At 66.1% G+C, this 19,552-nt stretch carries 22 protein-coding genes; 8 read left to right on the top strand and 14 right to left on the bottom strand.

Annotated features, from left to right (window positions below):
* Positions 1 to 7 precede the first annotated feature (7 nt).
* The 8 genes from QQS38_RS21560 to upp all read right to left on the bottom strand — a co-directional run bounded on the left by QQS38_RS21560 (position 8) and on the right by upp (position 6,564).
* Positions 8 to 643 (bottom strand): Maf family protein, encoded by a 636-nt coding sequence (locus QQS38_RS21560; RefSeq protein WP_479647387.1) that lies wholly within the window; start codon positions 641 to 643, stop codon positions 8 to 10.
* 54 nt (positions 644 to 697) lie between these two features.
* Complete coding sequence (gene rlmH, locus QQS38_RS21555; RefSeq protein ID WP_479647386.1) at positions 698 to 1,168, bottom strand: 23S rRNA (pseudouridine(1915)-N(3))-methyltransferase RlmH; 471 nt, start codon at positions 1,166 to 1,168, stop codon at positions 698 to 700.
* A gap of 25 nt (positions 1,169 to 1,193) precedes the next feature.
* Complete coding sequence (gene rsfS, locus QQS38_RS21550) at positions 1,194 to 1,721, bottom strand: ribosome silencing factor (protein WP_479647385.1); 528 nt, start codon at positions 1,719 to 1,721, stop codon at positions 1,194 to 1,196.
* Positions 1,722 to 1,723: 2 nt separating this feature from the next.
* Positions 1,724 to 2,431, bottom strand: a complete 708-nt coding sequence (locus QQS38_RS21545; RefSeq protein WP_479647384.1) for a nicotinate-nucleotide adenylyltransferase — start codon at positions 2,429 to 2,431, stop codon at positions 1,724 to 1,726.
* A gap of 82 nt (positions 2,432 to 2,513) precedes the next feature.
* Positions 2,514 to 3,437, bottom strand: a complete 924-nt coding sequence (hemF, locus tag QQS38_RS21540; RefSeq protein WP_479647383.1) for an oxygen-dependent coproporphyrinogen oxidase — start codon at positions 3,435 to 3,437, stop codon at positions 2,514 to 2,516.
* Positions 3,438 to 3,541: 104 nt separating this feature from the next.
* Entirely contained in the window at positions 3,542 to 4,816 is a 1,275-nt protein-coding gene (gene purD, locus QQS38_RS21535) for a phosphoribosylamine--glycine ligase (RefSeq protein ID WP_479647382.1), read from the bottom strand.
* 11 nt (positions 4,817 to 4,827) lie between these two features.
* Entirely contained in the window at positions 4,828 to 5,556 is a 729-nt protein-coding gene (locus QQS38_RS21530) for a YebC/PmpR family DNA-binding transcriptional regulator (protein ID WP_479647381.1), read from the bottom strand.
* A gap of 357 nt (positions 5,557 to 5,913) precedes the next feature.
* Positions 5,914 to 6,564, bottom strand: coding sequence for a uracil phosphoribosyltransferase (gene upp, locus QQS38_RS21525; protein WP_277429965.1), 651 nt, complete (start codon positions 6,562 to 6,564; stop codon positions 5,914 to 5,916).
* Between the two features lie 182 nt (positions 6,565 to 6,746).
* Between upp and QQS38_RS21520 the strand changes: the two genes are divergently transcribed.
* From QQS38_RS21520 to QQS38_RS21485, 8 genes are all read left to right on the top strand, one after another.
* A complete protein-coding gene (locus QQS38_RS21520) occupies positions 6,747 to 7,526 on the top strand; it encodes an SDR family oxidoreductase (RefSeq protein WP_479647380.1) in 780 nt (259 codons plus the stop codon).
* A 65-nt stretch (positions 7,527 to 7,591) separates the two neighbouring features.
* The gene (locus QQS38_RS21515) at positions 7,592 to 7,981 is read left to right on the top strand and encodes a methylglyoxal synthase (RefSeq protein ID WP_479647379.1); all 390 of its coding nucleotides are present in this window, start codon (positions 7,592 to 7,594) and stop codon (positions 7,979 to 7,981) included.
* Positions 7,982 to 8,088: 107 nt separating this feature from the next.
* Positions 8,089 to 9,063 (top strand): quinone oxidoreductase family protein, encoded by a 975-nt coding sequence (locus QQS38_RS21510; RefSeq protein WP_479647378.1) that lies wholly within the window; start codon positions 8,089 to 8,091, stop codon positions 9,061 to 9,063.
* A gap of 104 nt (positions 9,064 to 9,167) precedes the next feature.
* The gene (locus QQS38_RS21505; protein ID WP_479647377.1) at positions 9,168 to 9,785 is read left to right on the top strand and encodes a DUF4126 domain-containing protein; all 618 of its coding nucleotides are present in this window, start codon (positions 9,168 to 9,170) and stop codon (positions 9,783 to 9,785) included.
* A gap of 44 nt (positions 9,786 to 9,829) precedes the next feature.
* Positions 9,830 to 12,376 carry an ABC transporter permease gene (locus tag QQS38_RS21500; protein WP_479647376.1) on the top strand — a complete coding sequence of 849 codons (2,547 nt, stop codon included), beginning with the start codon at positions 9,830 to 9,832 and terminating at the stop codon, positions 12,374 to 12,376.
* A 78-nt stretch (positions 12,377 to 12,454) separates the two neighbouring features.
* Positions 12,455 to 12,871, top strand: coding sequence for a group II truncated hemoglobin (locus QQS38_RS21495; protein WP_479647375.1), 417 nt, complete (start codon positions 12,455 to 12,457; stop codon positions 12,869 to 12,871).
* A 182-nt stretch (positions 12,872 to 13,053) separates the two neighbouring features.
* Positions 13,054 to 13,785 (top strand): alanyl-tRNA editing protein, encoded by a 732-nt coding sequence (locus QQS38_RS21490; RefSeq protein ID WP_479647374.1) that lies wholly within the window; start codon positions 13,054 to 13,056, stop codon positions 13,783 to 13,785.
* Positions 13,782 to 14,513, top strand: a complete 732-nt coding sequence (locus QQS38_RS21485; RefSeq protein ID WP_479647373.1) for a DUF924 family protein — start codon at positions 13,782 to 13,784, stop codon at positions 14,511 to 14,513. The genes QQS38_RS21490 and QQS38_RS21485 overlap by 4 nt, the downstream gene beginning before the upstream one ends.
* A gap of 39 nt (positions 14,514 to 14,552) precedes the next feature.
* Here QQS38_RS21485 and QQS38_RS21480 read toward each other — a convergent pair whose 3' ends face one another.
* The 6 genes from QQS38_RS21480 to QQS38_RS21455 form a co-directional block, all read right to left on the bottom strand.
* Entirely contained in the window at positions 14,553 to 15,305 is a 753-nt protein-coding gene (locus tag QQS38_RS21480) for an SDR family oxidoreductase (protein ID WP_479647372.1), read from the bottom strand.
* Positions 15,306 to 15,396: 91 nt separating this feature from the next.
* Complete coding sequence (locus QQS38_RS21475; protein WP_479647371.1) at positions 15,397 to 15,981, bottom strand: LOG family protein; 585 nt, start codon at positions 15,979 to 15,981, stop codon at positions 15,397 to 15,399.
* Complete coding sequence (locus QQS38_RS21470) at positions 15,981 to 16,697, bottom strand: TetR/AcrR family transcriptional regulator (protein ID WP_277429976.1); 717 nt, start codon at positions 16,695 to 16,697, stop codon at positions 15,981 to 15,983. The genes QQS38_RS21475 and QQS38_RS21470 overlap by 1 nt, the downstream gene beginning before the upstream one ends.
* A 246-nt stretch (positions 16,698 to 16,943) precedes the next feature.
* Positions 16,944 to 17,522 (bottom strand): diacylglycerol kinase, encoded by a 579-nt coding sequence (locus tag QQS38_RS21465; RefSeq protein ID WP_479647370.1) that lies wholly within the window; start codon positions 17,520 to 17,522, stop codon positions 16,944 to 16,946.
* The gene (locus tag QQS38_RS21460) at positions 17,438 to 18,469 is read right to left on the bottom strand and encodes a glycosyltransferase family 4 protein (RefSeq protein ID WP_479647369.1); all 1,032 of its coding nucleotides are present in this window, start codon (positions 18,467 to 18,469) and stop codon (positions 17,438 to 17,440) included. The genes QQS38_RS21465 and QQS38_RS21460 overlap by 85 nt, the downstream gene beginning before the upstream one ends.
* Positions 18,470 to 18,502: 33 nt before the next feature.
* Positions 18,503 to 19,441: a UDP-2,3-diacylglucosamine diphosphatase gene (locus tag QQS38_RS21455; protein ID WP_479647439.1), complete on the bottom strand. Its 939-nt coding sequence runs from the start codon at positions 19,439 to 19,441 to the stop codon at positions 18,503 to 18,505.
* Positions 19,442 to 19,552: the final 111 nt, after the last annotated feature.

Genomic DNA, 19,552 nt, shown 5'->3' with positions numbered 1-19,552 from the left:
GGCGGCTTCAGAAGTCGACGCGTGCCTGGCGCAACAGCGCGGCCGTCTCAAATAGGGGCAGACCCATGATACCCGAATAGGATCCGTCGATTCGTTCGATAAACTCGGCGGCGCGGCCTTGGATTCCGTAAGCGCCTGCCTTGCCGAGCGGCTGGCCCGTCATCGCATAGCGCGTGAGCGATGCGAGCGGGGCGGCGCAAAAGCGCACCGTCGAGCGAGACAACGCGGGCTCGAGCAGCGTACCGCCCGCATCGACCACGGCCACCGCGGTAAGGACTTCATGCTCGCGCCCCGCGAGCCGCGCAAGCATCTGCACGGCGTGCTCGACATCACTGGGCTTGCCCAGGATGGCGCCGTCGATCGTCACGGTCGTATCGGCGACGAGAATCGGCGCCGCCGCATGCGCGAGCGCCGATAGCCGCGCGCGCGCCGCCTCGGCCTTCGCCACGCATACCCGCTGCACGTAGGCATGCGCGGACTCGCCGGGCAGCTCGGCCTCCAACGCTTCGGCATCTTCGTCGGGCAGCGGTAGCAACGGCTCGAAGCGCACGCCCAGTTGCGCGAGCAGCTCCTGCCGACGCGGGCTTTGCGAAGCAAGGTAGAGATAGGGGTATAGCGGAAGGCGGCGACTCGGCTGCGACATGGATCGTTCGTTCTCGTTGGGCGCAGGCGGCCGCCGATGAGAACGGACGCCGTATCAGACGCGGTGATAAGGGTGATTCTGCGTGATGCTCCACGCGCGGTAAAGCTGTTCCGCAAGCAGCACGCGGACCATGCCGTGCGGCAGCGTCAAGCTGGATAGCCGCAGCAGCAGCTCGGCCCGGGTTTTGATTGCGGGATCGAGGCCATCGGCGCCCCCGATCACGAACGCAACGTCGCGGCCGTCGCGCTGCCAGTCGGGAAGCGCCTGCGCAAGTTGCATCGTCGTCCAGTCGCGGCCGTGTTCGTCGAGCGCGACGAGACGGACGGTTTTCGGCAACGCGGCTTCGATACGCTGGCGCTCCGCAGCCATCACGCTTTGCGCCGAGCGGCTGCTCGTGCGCGGTTCCGGCTTGATTTCGCGCAGTTCGATGCGCAATTCCGGCGGCATGCGCTTCGCGTATTCGTCGAAACCGGTCGCGATCCAGTCGGGCATCTTATGGCCGACGGCCAGGATATGCAGTTTCATTGCCGCACGCGCCGCCGCTTAGATGTTACTTCCCGCTCGCTTTGCGGGCGGGCGCTTTACGCGCGGCGGTTTTGCTCGCCGGCACAGGGGCCTTGCGCGGCGCGCTCTTGCGCGCGGACTTTGCCGCCGGCGCCGCCTCGTTAAGTTCGTCTTCGTCCTCGTCTTCGCCGTCGAACTCGGTCGCCCGCGCACCCGCGAACGGACTCGTGTTCGAGAGTTTCACGCGCACCGGCTTGTCGCCCCAGATTTCCTCGAGGTTGTAGTACTGGCGAAGCGCGGGCTGCAGGATGTGGACGATGGCATCGCCGCAATCGACGAGCACCCATTCGCCGATGTCCTCGCCCTCGGTGCTGATGATTTCTCCGCCGGCTTCCTTCACCTTCTCGCGCACGCTGGAGGCGAGCGCCTTCGTTTGGCGGTTCGAGGTGCCGCTCGCCACGATCACGCGATCGAACAGCTCGGTCAGATGGGTCGTATTGAAGACGCGGATGTCTTGCGCTTTGACGTCTTCGAGACCGTCTACGATTGCGCGCTGCAGTTTGCGAATATCCATGGTTACGGATGGTACAGGTGATGTTGAAGAATATAGTCCCAGACGGCATCGGGGATCGGCTCGGGCGCCGGCGCGCCGTGCGCGTCCGGCATGGCGGCCCGCTCGCCCGCGCTGGCGTCTCGCGCAAGCTTGGCTTTCAGATGGGCGCGAATATCGGTAGCCGACACATCCAACGCGAGGGTATCGTCGATGAGCAAATGCCCCGCGCGCGTGCAACGCAGCGTGCCGGCGTCGGCTCTGCGCGGGCCGAGTTCCGCGGCAAGCGCCGGCGACAGGCTCGACAAATCGAAGCCGGGCCGCGTGGCCGCACAAATGTGCGCGAACTCGAATAAGCGGCGCCAATCGCGCCAGGTGTCCAGCCGAAGCAACTGGTCCGCCCCGATCAAGAGCGCCAACGACACGTCCTCGCCTTCGCGCGCGCGCCAGCGCGCGAGCGTCTCGACCGTGTAAGTCGGCCCTTCGTGCTCGATCTCGTCGGTCGCGACAGTCACGGCCACTCCCGGCAGCGTAAGCGAGGCGGCCGCCGCGCGCGTCATCGCCAGCCGGTGCCGCGCCGCCGAAACCCCAGCCTTCTGGTAGGGTTGCCCGGCCGGCAGCAAGACGAGCTCGGTCAGCGCGAGCAGGCCGGCGAAGCGGCGCGCGAGCGCGAGATGCCCGTTATGGATCGGATCGAAGGTTCCGCCGAGCAAACCGACGCGGCGCGGCAGCATGGGCTGCGGCGGGCGGGCCTCGCGCGACGGGGCAGGGTGGGTGGCAGTCAGATGTCGTCCTCGGCGGTCAAGCGGCCTCGCGTCACGCCCAATCTCGCGGCGTCAGAAAATCGCTGTAAAGCCGCGCCTCGGGCGTGCCCGGTTCGGGGCGCCAGTCATAGCGCCAATTCGCGACGGGCGGCATCGACAGCAAGATCGATTCGGCACGGCCGCCGCTTTGCAGCCCGAACAAGGTGCCGCGGTCGTAGACCAGGTTGAATTCGACGTAGCGGCCGCGGCGATAGCATTGGAACGCGCGCTCGCGTTCCCCGTAGGGGGTTGCGCGCCGTTTTTCGAGCAGCGGCAGATAGGCGTCGACGAATGCGTCGCCGACGCTCCTGACCATCGCGAACGAGCGCTCGAAACCGAGTTCGTCGAAGTCGTCGAAAAAGATGCCGCCCACGCCGCGCGTCTCGTTACGGTGCTTCAGAAAGAAGTAGTCGTCGCACCAGCGCTTGAAGCGCGGATACAGATCCGCGCCGAACGGCGCAAGCGCATCGCGGCACACGCGATGGAAATGCGCGGCGTCTTCCTCGAAGCCATAGTAGGGCGTCAAATCCATGCCGCCGCCGAACCAGAAGATCGGCGCTTCGCCTTCCTTGGTCGCCGCCAGCATGCGCACGTTCATGTGGGCGGTAGGGCAGTACGGATTACGCGGGTGGATGACGAGCGACACGCCCATGGCTTCGAACCCGCGCCCGGCCAGGTGCGGCCGCAGCGCGCTGGCCGAGGGCGGCAACTTCTCGCCCGCGACATCGGAGAAGCCGACCCCGCCGCGCTCGATCAGCTCGCCTTCTTCCAAAATGCGCGTGAGCCCGCCGCCTCGTAGCTTCTCGCCTGGCGGCCGCGTCCAGGCATCCGCGCCGAACGGCTTGCCGTCGAGCGCGCCGAGCGCATCGACGATGCGCGTTTGCAGCCCTTGCAAATAGCTGCGCACGGAAGAGACGTCGTAGGTCGTATCGGACATAGAGTGGCGTACGCAAAAGAGGCCGAAGAGCCGGACCGCGAATGACCGGGCCGCGAACGGCCCGGAGGCGAATGAAGGCGAGCGCGCTAGCGCGCCGCCGGCGATCAGTGCTTGCGGTTCAAAGCGCGATAGCCGATATCGCGACGATACTGCATGCCGTCGAACGAGATTTGGTTGATCGCTTCGTAGGCGGCCGATTGCGCGCCGCGCACCGAATCGGACAAACCTACCACGCACAGCACGCGCCCGCCGGCCGTCACGAGCTTGCCGTCGACGAGCGCCGTCCCTGCATGGAACGTCACGGCAGTATCGGTCTCGGGCGGAATACCGTTGATGCGGTCGCCTTTGCGCGGGGCGTCGGGGTAGTTGTGCGCGGCGAGCACGACGCCGAGCGCCGTGCGGCGGTCCCACGTGAGCTCGACCGTATCGAGCGTACCCGCGATCGCGCTCTCGATCACCTTGGAAAAATCGCCCTTCAAGCGCGCCATGATCGGCTGCGTTTCGGGATCGCCCATGCGGCAATTGAATTCGAGCGTCTTCGGATTGCCCTCGGCGTCGATCATGAGGCCCGCATACAAGAAGCCCGTATAGCGAATCCCTTCCTTCTCCATGCCGCGCACCGTCGGCAGGATGATTTCGCGCATCACGCGCGCATGCAATTGCGGCGTGACGATCGGGGCCGGCGAGTACGCGCCCATGCCGCCCGTGTTCGGGCCTTGGTCACCGTCGAGCAAGCGCTTGTGATCCTGGCTCGAGGCGAGCGGCAGCACATGCTTGCCGTCGACCATGACGATGAAGCTCGCTTCCTCGCCCGCGAGGAATTCCTCGACGACCACGCGTGCGCCGGCATCGCCGAGCTTGTTGTCGGCGAGCATCATATCGATGGCGGCATGCGCTTCGTCGGCCGTCGTTGCGACGACCACACCCTTGCCCGCGGCGAGCCCGTCGGCCTTGATGACGATGGGCGCGCCTTTCCGATCCACGTAAGCGTGCGCGGCGGCCGCGTCGGCGAACGTTTCGTATTCTGCCGTCGGAATGCCGTGACGCTTCATGAACGCCTTGGCGAAATCCTTCGAGCTTTCGAGCTGCGCCGCTTCCTTCGTCGGGCCGAACACCTTCAGGCCGCGCTGGCGGAACAGATTGACGATGCCGGCCGCGAGCGGCGCTTCGGGACCGACCACGGTCAGCGCGACTTGCTCTTTTTCAGCGAAATCGGCCAATTCGGCCAGATCGGTGATATCGACGTTGTGCAGGCGCTCGTCCCGCGCCGTGCCGCCGTTGCCTGGCGCCACGTAGACGACTTGCACGCGCGGCGACTGCGCGAGCTTCCAAGCGAGCGCGTGTTCGCGGCCACCGGAACCGACGACGAGTAATTTCATGGAAGCGTCCTTTACTCGTCCGCGATCGACGCGTTCGTGTAAACCTCTTGAACGTCGTCGAGGTTTTCGAGCGCATCGAGCAGCTTTTGCATTTTCACGGCGTCATCGCCCGTGAACTCGACTTCGGTTTGCGGCTTCATCGTGACTTCGGCGAGCTCGGCTTTGAAGCCGGCTGCCTCGAGCGCTTCCTTGACCTTGGAGAAATCGTTCGGTGCGCACAGCACTTCGATGCTGCCGTCGTCGTTCGTGACGACATCGTTCGCGCCTGCTTCGAGCGCCGCATCCATGAGCTTGTCCTCGGGCGTGCCGGGGGCGAACAGGAATTGGCCCACGTGATCGAACAGGAACGAAACCGAACCGTCCGTGCCCATGTTGCCGCCGAATTTCGAGAACGCGTGGCGCACTTCCGCAACCGTGCGCGTGCGATTGTCGGTCATCGTGTCGACGATGACGGCCGCGCCGCCGATGCCGTAGCCTTCGTAGCGGATTTCCTCGTAGCTCGCCCCGTCGACGCCGCCCACGCCGCGCTGGATCGCGCGGTTGATGTTGTCCTTGGGCATGTTGGCGTCGTAGGCCTTTTCGACGGCGAGCCGCAGACGCGGATTCGAGTCGATTTCGCCGCCGCCCATGCGGGCCGCGACCTGGATTTCCTTGATGAGGCGCGTCCAGACTTTGCCGCGCTTGGCGTCGGCTGCCGCCTTCTTATGTTTGATGTTGGCCCATTTGGAATGACCAGCCATACGTTTCTCCGTGGCGCGCGCCGATTGGGCGCACGCATGATGCGTTTTTGTCGATTGCGAATCGTGTGAACCGTGCGAGTCCTGCCGGTGGTCCAGGCGCCGGGCGGCGTGCTGCCCATGTGGCGTGCGTTTTCCGCGTGTTTCAGTTTACGCGGGCCGCGATGCGAGGAGGGCAGGCCGTCCGAAGAGCAGACCGCGATTTTACCATGCCGCCCGGGCGGCGGCGGCGGCGCGGGGCCGCTGCGCCCGGCCTCGCGCCGCGCACGCGCCGCGTGAAGCGGATGCGCAGCCGCCTGCGAATTTATTGCTTATTGCGCCCCGTTTTATTCGTCGGCGCCTCTGGGCTTGCCGCCGCCGTCAGTTCTTGGTGCCGAACAGCCGGTCCCCGGCGTCGCCGAGTCCCGGCACGATATACGCGTGCTCGTTCAGGTGCGAGTCGAGCGATGCCACATAAAGCTTGACGTCCGGATGGGCGTCTTGGAACACCTGAACCCCCTCGGGCGCGGCCACGAGCGCGACGAACGAGATATGCTCGCCCGCCACGCCGCGCCGCTTCAACACGTCGACTGCGTGCACGGCCGAATAGCCCGTCGCCACCATCGGATCGCACAAAATGAAGGTGCGGTCCTCGAGATCGGGCAGCCGCACGAGGTATTCGACGGGCCGATGCTCGGCGTCGCGGTAAACGCCGATATGTCCGACGCGCGCCGACGGGATCAGTTCGAGCAAGCCGTCCGACATGCCGATTCCTGCCCGCAGCACCGGAACGATCGCGAGCTTCCTGCCCGCGATCACGGGCGCGTCGATTTCGACGAGCGGCGTCTCGACACGGCGTGTCGTGATCGGCAAGTTGCGCGTGATCTCGTAACCCATCAACAGTGTGATTTCGCGCAGCAGCTCCCGAAATGTGCGCGTGGACGTGTCCTTGTCGCGCATATGCGTGAGTTTGTGCTGAATCAGCGGGTGATTGAGGATGAATAGGTTCGGGAAACGGCTATCTTGTTTCATGGCGGGGGCGCCAGGCGGCGCGATCGAGAGAGAGTCGCGCAAGTTTACCGAAAGAAGCGCAGCGGCCGGCGGCGATTTTTCGGCACGAGGCCTTCGTCCTGCGCGCCGCGAAGGCGCTCGGCGCGATCGCGGCGATTCTTCTACAATCGCCCCCATTGCCCGTCGATATTGGGGACACACGCATGGATCTTGGAATCGCAGGACGCACCGCGCTCGTTTGCGCGGCCAGCAAGGGACTCGGGCGCGGCTGCGCCGAGGCGCTTGCGGCCGAAGGCGTAGCGCTCGTCATCGTCGCACGCACGCAGGCGACGCTCGAGGCCACCGCGGCGCAGATCCGCGCGAACACCGGCGTATCGGTGCGAACCGTCGCCTGCGACATCACCACGGCCGAGGGCCGAGCGGCCGCGCTGGCGGCCTGTCCCGCGCCGGACATCCTGATCAACAACGCGGGCGGCCCGCCGCCCGGCGATTTCCGCCAGTTCACGCACGAGGATTGGATCCGCGCGCTCGAGGCCAACATGCTTACCCCCATCGCGCTGCTGCAGGCCACGATCGACGGCATGATCGCGCGCGGCTTCGGCCGCATCGTCAACATCACGAGCTCGTCCGTGAAGGCGCCCATCGATGTGCTGGGCCTGTCGAACGGGGCGCGCTCGGGCCTCACGGGCTTCGTCGCCGGCGTTGCACGCAAGGTCGCCCAGCACAACGTGACCATCAACAACCTGCTGCCTGGGCTCTTCGATACCGACCGAATTGCGACTACGCTCAATGCGCAGGCGCACGCCAAGGGGATCAGCGTGGACGAGGCGCGGCGCGAGCGCGCGGCCGGCATTCCCGCGCAGCGGCTCGGGCAGCCCGGCGAATTCGGCAAGGCTTGCGCATTCCTGTGCAGCGCGCATGCGAGCTACATTACGGGCCAGAACTGGCTCATCGACGGCGGCGCTTATCCCGGCACCTTCTGACCGACGCCGGATCGGGCCGGCGGATTATTGATGATGAAATCGTTTGACTTGGAAGGAGTTGCGCCATGACCCCCTGCGTTGCGCTGATCGCGCACGATCACATGAAGGAAGACATCGTTGCCCTCGCAGGCGAGTACGCGCCGACCTTGCGCGTCTGCAAGCTCATCGCGACGGGCACGACGGGCGGGCGCATTGCGGATACGCACGGCTTGACGGTCGAGCGGATGCTCTCCGGCCCGTACGGCGGCGACTTGCAAATCGGGGCGATGCTGGCCGAGGGGAAGGTCGATCTCGTGATCTTCCTGCGCGATCCCATGACGCCGCAGCCGCACGAACCCGACATCAACGCACTCGTGCGCGCGTGCGACGTGCACGACGTTCCTTGCGCGACCAACGTCGCCACGGCGCGCATGCTGCTCGATACGCTCGCGGCGCGCACGTCCGCCACGGCTTGAGCACTGCGCTCGGGCAAGGAAACGGTGGGGCGGCGATAGAGCAGCGGCATTTCGCCACGCCGCATGAAACGGAGCAATCGAGCGAGAGGCTCGTCAAGGAGAACCCCATGGTGAAAGCGATTCGAATCGACCGCACGGGCGGTCCCGAAGTCATGCAGTGGGTCGACGTCGAGGTGGGTGCGCCCGGCGCCGGCGAGGTGCGCATCGAGCAGCACGCGGTCGGCCTCAATTACATCGACGTCTACTTTCGTACCGGCCACTACCCGTTGCCGCTACCTGCGGGGCTCGGCATGGAGGCGGCCGGCGTCGTCACCGAGGTGGGGGCCGGCGTCACGCGCTTCAAAGCCGGCGACCGCGTCGCCTACGTCGCGCGCCCGCCCGGCGCCTATGCCGAGGAGCGCGTGCTTCCCGCCGACGCGCTCGTCAAGCTGCCCGATTCGATCTCCTTCGACGATGCGGCCTCGGCCATGCTGCAGGGGCTGACCGCGCAATACCTGCTGCGGCGAACGTTCCGCGTCGAACCGGGGCAGACGATCCTGATTCATGCCGCCGCGGGCGGTGTGGGCTTGTTCGTCTGCCAGTGGGCCAAGGCGCTCGGGGCGACGGTGATTGGGACCGTCGGCTCCGACGAAAAGGCCGAACTGGCCAAGGCGCACGGTTGCGACTACCCGATCGTCTATACGCGCGAGAACTTCACCGAGCGCGTAAAGGAGATCACGAACGGGGCCGGCGTCCCCGTCGTTTACGACTCGATCGGCAAGGACACCTACAAAGGCTCGCTCGATTGCCTCGCGCCGCTCGGCTATTTCGTCAGCTTCGGCAGCGCTTCCGGGCCGCTGCCCCCGATCGAGGCGGCGGAATTGTCGAACCGCGGCTCGCTGTTTTTCACGCGGCCGACGCTGTTCAGCTATATCGCCAAGCGCGAATGGCTCGATGCAATGGCGTCCGAGCTATTCGAAGTGATCGCCTCGGGCAAGGTGAAGACGAACGTGCGTCAGCGCTATGCGCTCAAGGATGTGGCCGACGCCCATCGCGCGCTCGAGGGGCGCAAGACCACGGGCTCGACGGTGCTGTTGCCTTGATCTGACGCCTGATCCGCGCCGCCGCACGTGTCTATAATGAGATCAAAGCGCGCACCGCGAGCGTGCGCGTGCGGCCTCAGTCGCCGGTAGGCAGGGAGGGGGCAATGCTCGACGCACTTTCGCTGGGCGCGGGTCTGTCGTGGGCCAGCGGCTTGCGTCTTTATCTGACTGTTTTTCTGGTGGGCGTTTCTGCCCGGCTGGGCATCGTCCATCTGCCCGACACCCTATCGGCGCTCGACTCGGGCTGGGTCATCGGCGCAGCGGCCGTGCTCGCCGTCGTCGAGTTCCTGGCCGACCGCATACCCGCCTTCGATTCGCTTTGGGATGCGATTCAGACGTTCATCCGCATTCCCGCCGGCGCGCTGCTTGCCGCGGGCGCGCTCGGGCATGCCGATCCGACGTTGCTCACCGTCGCGGCGCTCGCGGGCGGCGCGCTTGCCGGCTCGGCGCATTTGACCAAGGCCGGCACGCGCGCACTGATCAACTTCTCGCCGGAGCCTTTCTCGAACTGGGTCGCCTCGTCGATGGAGGACGTGCTCGTCTGCGTCGGGCTCGCGCTCGCGTTGTTCGTGCCGCTCGTCTTTCTCGTGCTGATGGCGCTCTTTCTCGCCTTCGCGAGCTGGGCGCTGCCGCGTTTGTGGCGCGGCGTCCAAGGCGGCTTTCGCGCAATGGCGGCGCACATGGTCTCGCGCCTGGGCTCGTTCGGGGGCAAGCGCGATTGAGCCGCGCAGCGACTTCCGGCACGCCGCGGCCGCCGGCTAGCCGCATGGGGCTCGTACGCCAAGCCGCGCGCATGACCGCGCGGGACTGGCGCGCCGGCGAGTTGACGATGCTCGTCATTGCGCTCGTGCTCGCGGTCGCCGCCCTCTCCAGCGTCGGTTTTCTCGCCGACCGTCTGCAACAAGGGCTGGAGCGCGACGCGCGCAGCATGATCGCGGCCGATTTCGTGGTCCGTTCCGATCACCCCGTCGATTCCGCATTCTTCGACGAAGCCCATAGCCTCGGCCTGCGCACTGCCACGACCGCGATCTTTCCGAGCATGGTCGCGCGCGTCGCCACGGGCGCGTCGGACGATCCAGGGTTGTCGAATGCGCGGCTCGCGGCGGTCAAGGCCGTCTCGCCGACGTATCCCTTGCGCGGCGCCTTGCGCATCGCGCCGGCGGCCGGTGCGCCGGACCACCGCGCCGACGGCATTCCCGCCAAAGGCACGGTGTGGGTCGATGAACAATTGCTCGAAACGCTGCATGCGCGCGTGGGTGACGTCGTGGCGCTCGGCGATCGCCGCTTCACGATCGGCGCCGTCATCACGCGCGAACTCGATCGCGGCTTCGCCTTCGTCAATTTTTCTCCCCGCACCATGGTGCGCGCCGACGATCTCGCTTCCACCGGGCTCATCGGCTACGGTAGCCGCGTGACGTACCGATTGCTGGTCGCCGGAGACGATGCCGCCGTCGCGCGCTTTGCGGCTTTCGCGCATGCGCGGGTCGACGGCGGCAAGCTGCGTGGCGTGGCGCTCGAATCGTTGAACGACGGCCAGCCCCAAGTGCGTGCGACGCTCGATCGCGCCGGGCGCTTTTTGCGTCTCGTCGCGCTGCTGACCGCGTTGCTGGCGGCCGTCGCGATCGCCATGGCCGCTCACCGCTACGTGCGGCGTCATCTCGACGGCTGTGCCGTGATGCGCTGCCTGGGCCTCGGTCAGCGCGAATTGCGCACACTCGTTGCACTCGAGTTCGCATTCGTCGGTGCGGCGGGGGGCGTCGCCGGCGCCGCCCTCGGTTATGCGGGGCACTTCGTCTTGCTGGCCTGGCTTGGCCAACTGATCGCCGTGGCGTTGCCGCAGTCGAGCCCCTTGCCCGCGCTCGAGGGCATCGGCGCGGCGCTCGTGCTGCTGTTCGGCTTCGCGATGCCGCCGCTCTTGCCGCTCACGCGGGTGCCGCCGCTGCGCGTGCTGCGCCGCGAGTGGGACGGGCAGGCCCGCACGGCCTGGTGGGCCTATGCCCTCGGCATCGCGTTGTTCGGGGCGTTGCTGGTCCTCGCGGCCGGCGAGCTCAAACTCGGCGGTATCGTCGCTGCGGGCTTCGCGTTCGGGCTCGTCGTATTCGCGGCGGTGGCCCGCGCGGCGCTGTGGCTCTGCGCGCGGTTCGCCCGCAGCGACAGCGGCCGGCGCTTGGCTGCCTCCGTCGGGTGGCGCTACGCATTGGCGTCGCTCGAACGGCGCGGCTGGGCCAGCGCGCTGCAAATCACCGCGCTCGCGATCGGCCTCATGTGCCTGCTCCTCATTGCAATGACGCGCAACGATCTCGTGGCCGGCTGGCGCAACTCCACGCCCCCCGATGCACCCAACGAGTTTCTGATCGACATCCAGCCCGATGAGCGGCAAGCAGTGCTCGACTATCTGCGCACGCACGGCGTCGCCGATATCGCGCTCGAGCCGATGGTGCGGGGCCGGCTCGTTGCGATCGACGGCAAGCGCGTCGTGCCGGAGTCATACAAGAACGACGACGCCCGGCGCCTCGTCGATCGCGAATTCAATCTGTCGTATCGCAGCGCTTTGCCAAGCGACAACCGGATCGCCGAGGGGCGATGGTACGGCGGCACGAAGCGGCCCGAGATCTCCATCGAAGCGGGGCTTGCCAAGCTGCTCGGCCTGAAACTTGGAGACGTATTGCGCTTCGACGTGACCGGCATGCCGATCGAGGCCCCGATCACGAGCGTGCGCAAGCTCGACTGGGGTACGTTCAAGGTCAATTTCTTCGTGCTGATGCCGCCGGCCACGCTCGAGGACCTGCCTGCGATTTTCATCACGAGTTTTCATCTTCCGCCCGAGCGGCGGTCCATCCTGGACGGCCTCATCGCCGCGCATCCGAACGTCACGGCCATCGATACGACACCGATCCTCGCGCAAATCCAGCATGTGCTCGACCAGGTGATCGGCGCCGTGCAGTTCCTATTCGCGTTCACCCTCGCGGCCGGCGTGCTCGTGCTCTATTCGGCGTTGGCCGGCACACGCGATGAGCGCGTGCGAGAATCGGCGTTGTTGCGCGCGCTTGGCGCGTCTCACCGTCAGGTACGCTCCGTTCATGCGGCCGAGTTCGCGCTCGTCGGCGCGCTGGCGGGGCTGATGGCGGCTTTGGGCGCGCAAGCGCTCGGCATCGTGCTCGCGACGCGCGTGTTCGATTTCCATCTCGACCTCGACCCGTGGCTACTGCCGGCGGGGGTGGCGGCCGGCGTCGCCTGCGCGGGCGTAGGCGGCTGGCTGAGCCTGCGGCGCGTGCTGCGGCGGCCGGCGGCGCAGTCTCTGCGCGAGACGTGATGCAGCCAGTTCGGACTTCCCGAGGGCGTCGCCCGCGGCGATGTCGCTTTCGATTGATAGACGTGACGAAGTGAAGGTATGACAGATTCGACCGGCGACGAAACGCAAGGCGCGCAGCCGAGCGCATTCGATCTCGTGGGCGGCGAGGCGCGTGTGCGCGAACTCGTCGACCGCTTTTACGATTTGATGGACCTCGAGCCGGAATTCGCCGGCATTCGCGCGCTGCATCCCGCTTCGCTCGACGGCTCGCGCGACAAGCTGTTCTGGTTTTTGTGCGGCTGGCTGGGGGGCCCCGATCACTACATCGAACGCTTCGGCCATCCGCGTCTGCGGGCGCGCCATCTACCGTTCGCGATCGCCTCGTCCGAGCGCGATCAATGGGTGCGCTGCATGGCTTGGGCCATGGAAGATGTCGGCTTGCCCGAAGCGCTGCGCGAACGGCTCGTTGCGTCGTTTTTGGATACGGCCGACTGGATGCGCAACCGGCCCGGTTGAACGGCCGGTACGGTGCAGCCGCGATTTTGCTCGGGGCGGACTGTTCGGGGCGGCGGTCGTTTTTCATAATGACCGCTTGCGCCGCCGCTGCGCGCCGCCCGCTCGCTGCTCGCTGCGGTTGGCCGGCAAGATCCAAGCGACGACGGCGCGCCATCGATTGAACCGACTCCAGGACCGACCCCATGACGACGCAAGCCCTGTTTCGCGAAGATGCCTACATGACCCGGTGCGACGCGACCGTCGCGGCGGTTATGCCGGAGGGCATCTTGCTCGATAAAACGGTGTTCTATCCGCTAGGCGGTGGTCAAGCCGGCGATGCGGGTATGCTGACGTTGGGCGACGGCACGTCCATCGCCGTCGCCGATACGCGCAAGGCCAAGTTCGAGGGCGCGAGCCCAGACGACGCCTTGCACGTTCCGGCGCCAGGGCAGGAGGCGCAGCTGGCCCGGTTACAGCCCGGCGCGAGCGTCGTAGCCGAAATCGACTGGACGCGGCGCTACCGGCATATGCGCCTGCATACGGCTACGCATCTGCTTTGCGCGGTGTTGCCGTATCCGGTCGACGGCTGCAGCATCACGGCCGACTACGCGCGCATCGATCTGGTCACGAACGAGCCGATCGAGCGAGCGTTCGTCGAAAGGCGGCTGGCCGAGCTCGTCGGCGGCGGGCATCGGGTGTCGACCGAGTGGATCACCGATGAGGAGATGGCTGCACGTCCAGAGCTCGTGCGAACGATGAGCGTCAAGCCCCCGGTCGGATTCGGGCGTGTTCGGCTCTTGCGGATCGACCAAATCGATTTGCAGCCGTGCGGGGGCACGCACGTTGGCAATACGTCGGAGATCGGCGCGCTGCGCGTCGCTAAAATCGAAAAGAAGACGGCGCGGACGCGGCGCCTCGTGATGGAGTTGCAATGACGGAAAAGTCCAAGCGCACGGAGGGAACGGCAACGACAACGACCTGCGATGCCGATCGGGCGAGCGGTGCCGATCGCAACGCGGACCAACCGAAGCTGCGAGACGCTGCCATCAAGATCGACGCCGATCATGCGGCGCTCGACCCTGAGGCCCGGGCCGTGCTCGATTTTTGGTTCGGCGAGCCCAGCACGGCGGGCTTCGGACAACCATCCGCACGTTGGTTCAAGCGCGACGACGCCTTCGACGCGACGATCCGCGAACGCTTTGGCGCGACGCTCGCGGCCGCGCGGCGCGGCGAGCATGACAGTTGGCAAGGCACCCCGCTCGGGGCGCTCGCGCTCATCATCGTGCTCGATCAGTTCTCGCGCAACACATGCCGTGACTCCGAGCAGGCGTTCGCTGCCGATGCGAAGGCGCTCGAAGTCGCCCGCCGGCTCGTCGAAAGCCATGCTGATCGAGACTTGCCTACGGCCGAGCATCGAGCCTTCGCCTACCTACCGTTCCAGCACGCCGAATCGCTTGCGGCGCAGCGCGAATCGGTTCGGCTGTTCGAAGCGCTCGCGCGCGAGACGGGGCAGACGGGTAGGGGCAGCTATGTCGACTACGCGCACCGGCATGCGGTCATCATCGAGCGCTTCGGCCGTTTTCCTCATCGCAATATCGCGTTGGGTCGAGCATCGACGGACGAGGAATTGGCTTTCCTGCGCGAGCCCGGTTCGTCGTTTTGAATCGGAACACCGACGCGGCCTTTCGAACGCCAACCGCGCTCAACGGCCGCCGCTCACGTCGAGCAACGCCCCTTGCACGTACGAGGCGGCGTCGCTCAGAAGCCAGACGATCGCTTGGGCGACTTCTTCCGCTTTCCCGGGGCGACCCAACGGCGTTTGGGCGCCGAGCGCCGCGGCGCGTTGCGGCTGGCCGCCGCTCGCATGGATATCCGTCTCGATCAGTCCCGGCCGCACGGCGTTGACGCGGATGCCGCGCGGCCCGAGTTCTTTGGCGAGGCCGATCGTCATCGTGTCGACGGCCGCTTTCGAGCCGGCGTAATCCACGTATTCGTTCGGCGAGCCGAGGCGCGAAGCCGCCGACGAGACGTTCACGATCGCCCCGCCGCTGCCGCCTCGGTCGAGCGACATGCGGCGCGCCGCCTCGCGTGCGCATAGATAAGCGCCGAAGACGTTGACGTCGAACATGCGCTTGAGCCGTGCGGCGTCCATCTGGGCAAGCGGCAGCGACGCCGCCACGATGCCGGCGTTGTTCACGAGCGCATCGATGCGGCCGAACTCGGCCTGCAGGCCATCGAACATGGCGACGACCGCTTGCTCGTCGGCTACATCGCCTTGCAGGAGCACGGCTTGTCCGCCTGCGCGTTCGACTTCGGCGGCTGTTTGCTCGGCTGCAGCCCGGTCGCGCACGTAGTTGATGCCGACGGCCGCCCCCTGCGCGCCGAGCAAGACGGCGGTGGCGCGGCCGATACCGCGGCTTGCGCCAGTAATGAGAACGACGGGGGCGGGATTCATCTCGAAGTCTCGCGCAAGGCTGCGGCGCGCGAGCCGATGAAAAGCGGCGCGGCTATCGTTGCCGATTTCGCCGGCCCTACCCCGCGGGCGCTCAAACCGCCTCCCGCTGGGTCGCCCATTTGTCGCGGCCGGGCGGATGGTAACGGCGCAATTTGTCGAGCAGCGAGAGCGCGTCGGAATCGATCTGCAAGAGATCGAGATAGGCCTGCTGCATGAAGCCTTCGCGAACGGTGTGCTCGAGCATGGTCACGAGCGGATCGTAGTAGCCGCCGATGTCGTATAGGCCGATCGCTTTATGGTGATAGCCGAGTTGCGCCCACGTATAGACCTCGAACAACTCTTCGAGCGTGCCCGCGCCGCCGGGCAGCGCGACGAATGCATCGGACAAGTCGGCCATCATGCGTTTGCGCTGATGCATGTCGGGCACGACGTGCAATTCCGTCAGCCCGGGGTGACCGACTTCCTTATCGACGAGCAGTTCCGGGATGACGCCGACGACGCGCCCGCCTGCCGCCAGCACTTCGTCGGCGATCACGCCCATCAGCCCGACACGCCCGCCGCCGTAGACGAGCGAGCAACCGGCCGCGACGAGCGCGCGCCCGAACGCCTGAGCGGCTTGGGCGTAGATGGGTTTGGCCCCGATCGAGGAGCCGCAGTAGACGCAGACCGATTTCATCAACTGTCCTTCGGGCGGCCGGCCGCGTCACGCGGCGGCAGATAGTCGTGGAATTCGCGCTTGGGCAGCTTGCCGGAAACGAGATCGTCGAACAACTGACGCGAGCGGCCGCGCAGGTAAGGCGCCATGATCGAGATCACGTGCACGCTCACCTGGTGAAGCTCGGCGCGAATCGCTTCCTGATCGTTGTATTTGCGCGGATGCATGACGAACTGATACGACAGCCAGTACGTCGCGATCACGCCCATGTTCGTCGCGATGACCTGAATTTCCTCGGGCGTGGCGACCATTTCCTCGTCGGCGACGAGCAACTCGCACATTTCCTGCGCGAAGCGCACCTTGTGGCTGATGATTTGCTTGAAGTGCGTCTCGAGCGTGCGGTTGCGCGCCAGCAAATCGTTCAGGTCGCGATAGAGGAACCGGTAGGTCCACATGAAATCGGCCATGTACTGCAAGTAGGACCATGTCTCGTCGATCGTCGGACGATGGTCCTCCGGAAACCGCAGCCGCTTCTCGATCGCCTGCTCGAACTGGGCGAAGATGCTGTTGATGATGTCGTCTTTATTGCGGAAATGGTAGTAGAGATTGCCTGGGCTGATCTCCATTTCCTCCGCAATCGTCGTGGTGGTCACGTTCGGCTCGCCGATTTCGTTGAATAGCTTCAACGACAGCTCGAGAATCCGTTCGCGGGTGCGGCGGGGAGTTTTGGCTTCCATGTCGTCCGGCCCTGTGCTGCCGGGCACGCGCGGCGCTCGCGCGACGCTGCGTTGCTGCGCCCGGCTCGGTTGGTATCTTTTGCAACTGCGTCGGACGATTATAAACCGGTCGTTCTGTTCCCCGAACGTCGAGATGGCGTTTTCGTGGGGCGCCCCGCCGGACGGGTGTCGGCGTCGTGTCGTCGACACCGCGTGAGCGCTGCGGCTAATTCGAGACGCCGCCGAGGCCGAGCATGGGTGCTTGCCTCAGCCGCCGAGCCAGCGCACGGCCAAGGGGCCGACGATGAGCGCCCACGTCAGCACGCAGGTGGAAAGCGCGACGGTGACGGCCGCACTGCCGAGGTCTTTCGCGCGGCGAGACAATTCGTGGCGCTCGAGCGAGATGCGGTCGATCGCCGCTTCGACGCTCGAATTGAGCAACTCGACGATGAGCACCAAGAGCACCGAGCCGATCAACAGCACGTGCGAGACGGCGTCGACGGGCACGAGCGCGCCGCATGGCACGAGGATGGCGGCGAGCGTCAGCTCTTGCCGAAACGCGCTTTCTTCGCGAATCGCGACTTGAAACCCCGCGATCGAATTTTTAAGCGCGTGCCAGGCGCGCGTCAGGCCCCGGTTGCCTTTGTAAGGGTTGAACGGCAGCGGCGAGAGCGGATCGTCCGGCGAAAGCGGCTCGTGCGAGACGCCCTCGTGCGGATCGTGCTCGGCGTGCTCGTCGTGGGTAAGCGGCTCGTCGCGTTTCATGCGGCGGCGCTTTCCTCGCGCCCGGCGCTGCGCGTGAGCGGTTTCAAATGAGCGGCGAATTGCGCGGAGGCGGCCTGCCACGAGAAGCGTTCGGCCCACGCGCGCGCGTCGGCTCGATCGATCTTGAGCGCATCGAGACAGGCTTCGCGCAGGTCCTCGTTCATGGCGCCGGCATGGCCCCCGGCGAGCACGTCGATCGGCCCGGTGACGGGATAAGCCGCGACGGGCGTGCCGCAGGCGAGCGCCTCGAGCAAGACGAGCCCGAACGTATCGGTGCGGCTCGGGAACACGAAGACATCGGCGGCCGCATAGACCTTCGCCAGCTCGGCTTGAGTCAGCACGCCCAGGTAATTGACTTCCGGGTAGCGCGACTTCAACTCGGCGAGCGCGGGCCCTTCGCCGGCGACCCACTTCGAGCCCGGCAAGTCGAGCTCGAGAAACGCTTCGACGTTCTTTTCGATGGCGACGCGGCCGACGTACAGGAAAATCGGGCGTGCCGTATTGAGCACCTTGGAATCCATCGGATGAAAGATCTCGAGATCCACGCCGCGCGTCCACAATACGACGTTGTCGAAGCCGTGCCGTTCGAGATCGCTCTTCACCACGGGCGTCGGCGCCATCACCGCGAGCGAAGGCGCGTGGAACCAATGCAAGAAGCGGTAGGTGAACGAAATCGGAATGCCGAAGCGCGCCTGCACGTATTCGGGAAAGCGGGTGTGATACGCGGTCGTGAACGGCAGGCCGTGGCGCAGCGCATAGGCGCGCGCGGCCATCCCGAGGGGCCCCTCGGTGGCGATATGCAGCGCATCGGGGGCGAACTCGTCGATACGCGCATGCACGCGCCGCCGCGGCAGCAGCGAAAGCCGTATTTCCGGATAAGTGGGGCAGGGGATGGTGCGAAACTCCAGCGGCGTCATCAGCTCGACGCGATGCCCGAGTGCGGTCAGCTCGCGCGTCGTGTTCTTCAGCGTGCGCACGACGCCGTTGACCTGCGGTTCCCAGGCATCGGTGACGATCATGATTTTCATGCGGTCGGATCCGTGTCGAATAGCGAAAGGGCGCTAAGCCGTTGCCTTGGCTTTACGTGGGGTGGCGGCCGGCGCGCGCATGACGGTCCAATAGAGGACCTTGAGCTCGCCGTCGAGCGTTTCGACGAGCGCCGATAGACTCTCGACCCAGTCGCCGTCGTTGCAGTACAGCAGGCCGTCGACGTCGCGAATCTCGGCCTTGTGGATATGGCCGCAGACCACGCCGTCGCAGCCGCGCCGGCGCGCTTCCTCCACCATTACGTGTTCGAACGAGGAGATGAAGTTGACGGCGTTCTTGACCTGATGCTTCAGGTATTGCGACAGCGACCAGTAGTGCAGGCCCAGCCGGCTGCGCAGCCGGTTGAACCAGCGATTCAAAATCAGGATCGCCGTGTAGGCGGTATCGCCGAGATAAGCGAGCCACTTCGCGTGCTGGATCACACCGTCGAACAAATCGCCGTGGACGATCCACAGGCGCTTGCCGAGCAGCGTCGTATGAAACGCTTCGCCGCGCACGTGGATGTCGCCGAAGGCCAAATCGCAGAACTGCCGCGCGCCTTCGTCGTGGTTGCCGGGGATATAGACGACCTGCGTTCCCTTGCGCGCTTTGCGCAGGATCTTCTGCACGACATCGTTGTGCGCCTGCGGCCAGTACCAGCCTTTCTTGAGCTGCCAGCCGTCGATGATGTCGCCCACGAGATACAGGTATTCCGACTCGTTGTGCCGCAGAAAATCGAGCAGATACGGCGCTTGGCAGCCGCTCGATCCGAGATGGATGTCCGAGAGCCAAATCGTGCGGTAACGCAACGGCTCGCCAACCCCGTCGTCGTGTTGATGGCCGGCCGCATCGAGCGTCGCGGCGTCGGCGGGTAGCGCGGGGGCACCGCTTTGCGCCGGGGGGTGGAAAGGGACGGAATCGACGCTGGCGCCGAGTTGCCTAAGGAGGGAAGTCGCGGACGTCTTGCGGTCCATGGCTTCTCGCGTCGAGTTGAACATGACGCCCATTGCGCCACGCGCGCGTGACTGCAACATGACAGTCACGAGAACTTCGTATTACGGTGTGTGCGCAAGAGAGCGGCGACG

The sequence above is a fragment of the Trinickia sp. Z7 genome (assembly GCF_056498045.1).
This window is presented reverse-complemented; position numbering and strand designations above follow the sequence as displayed.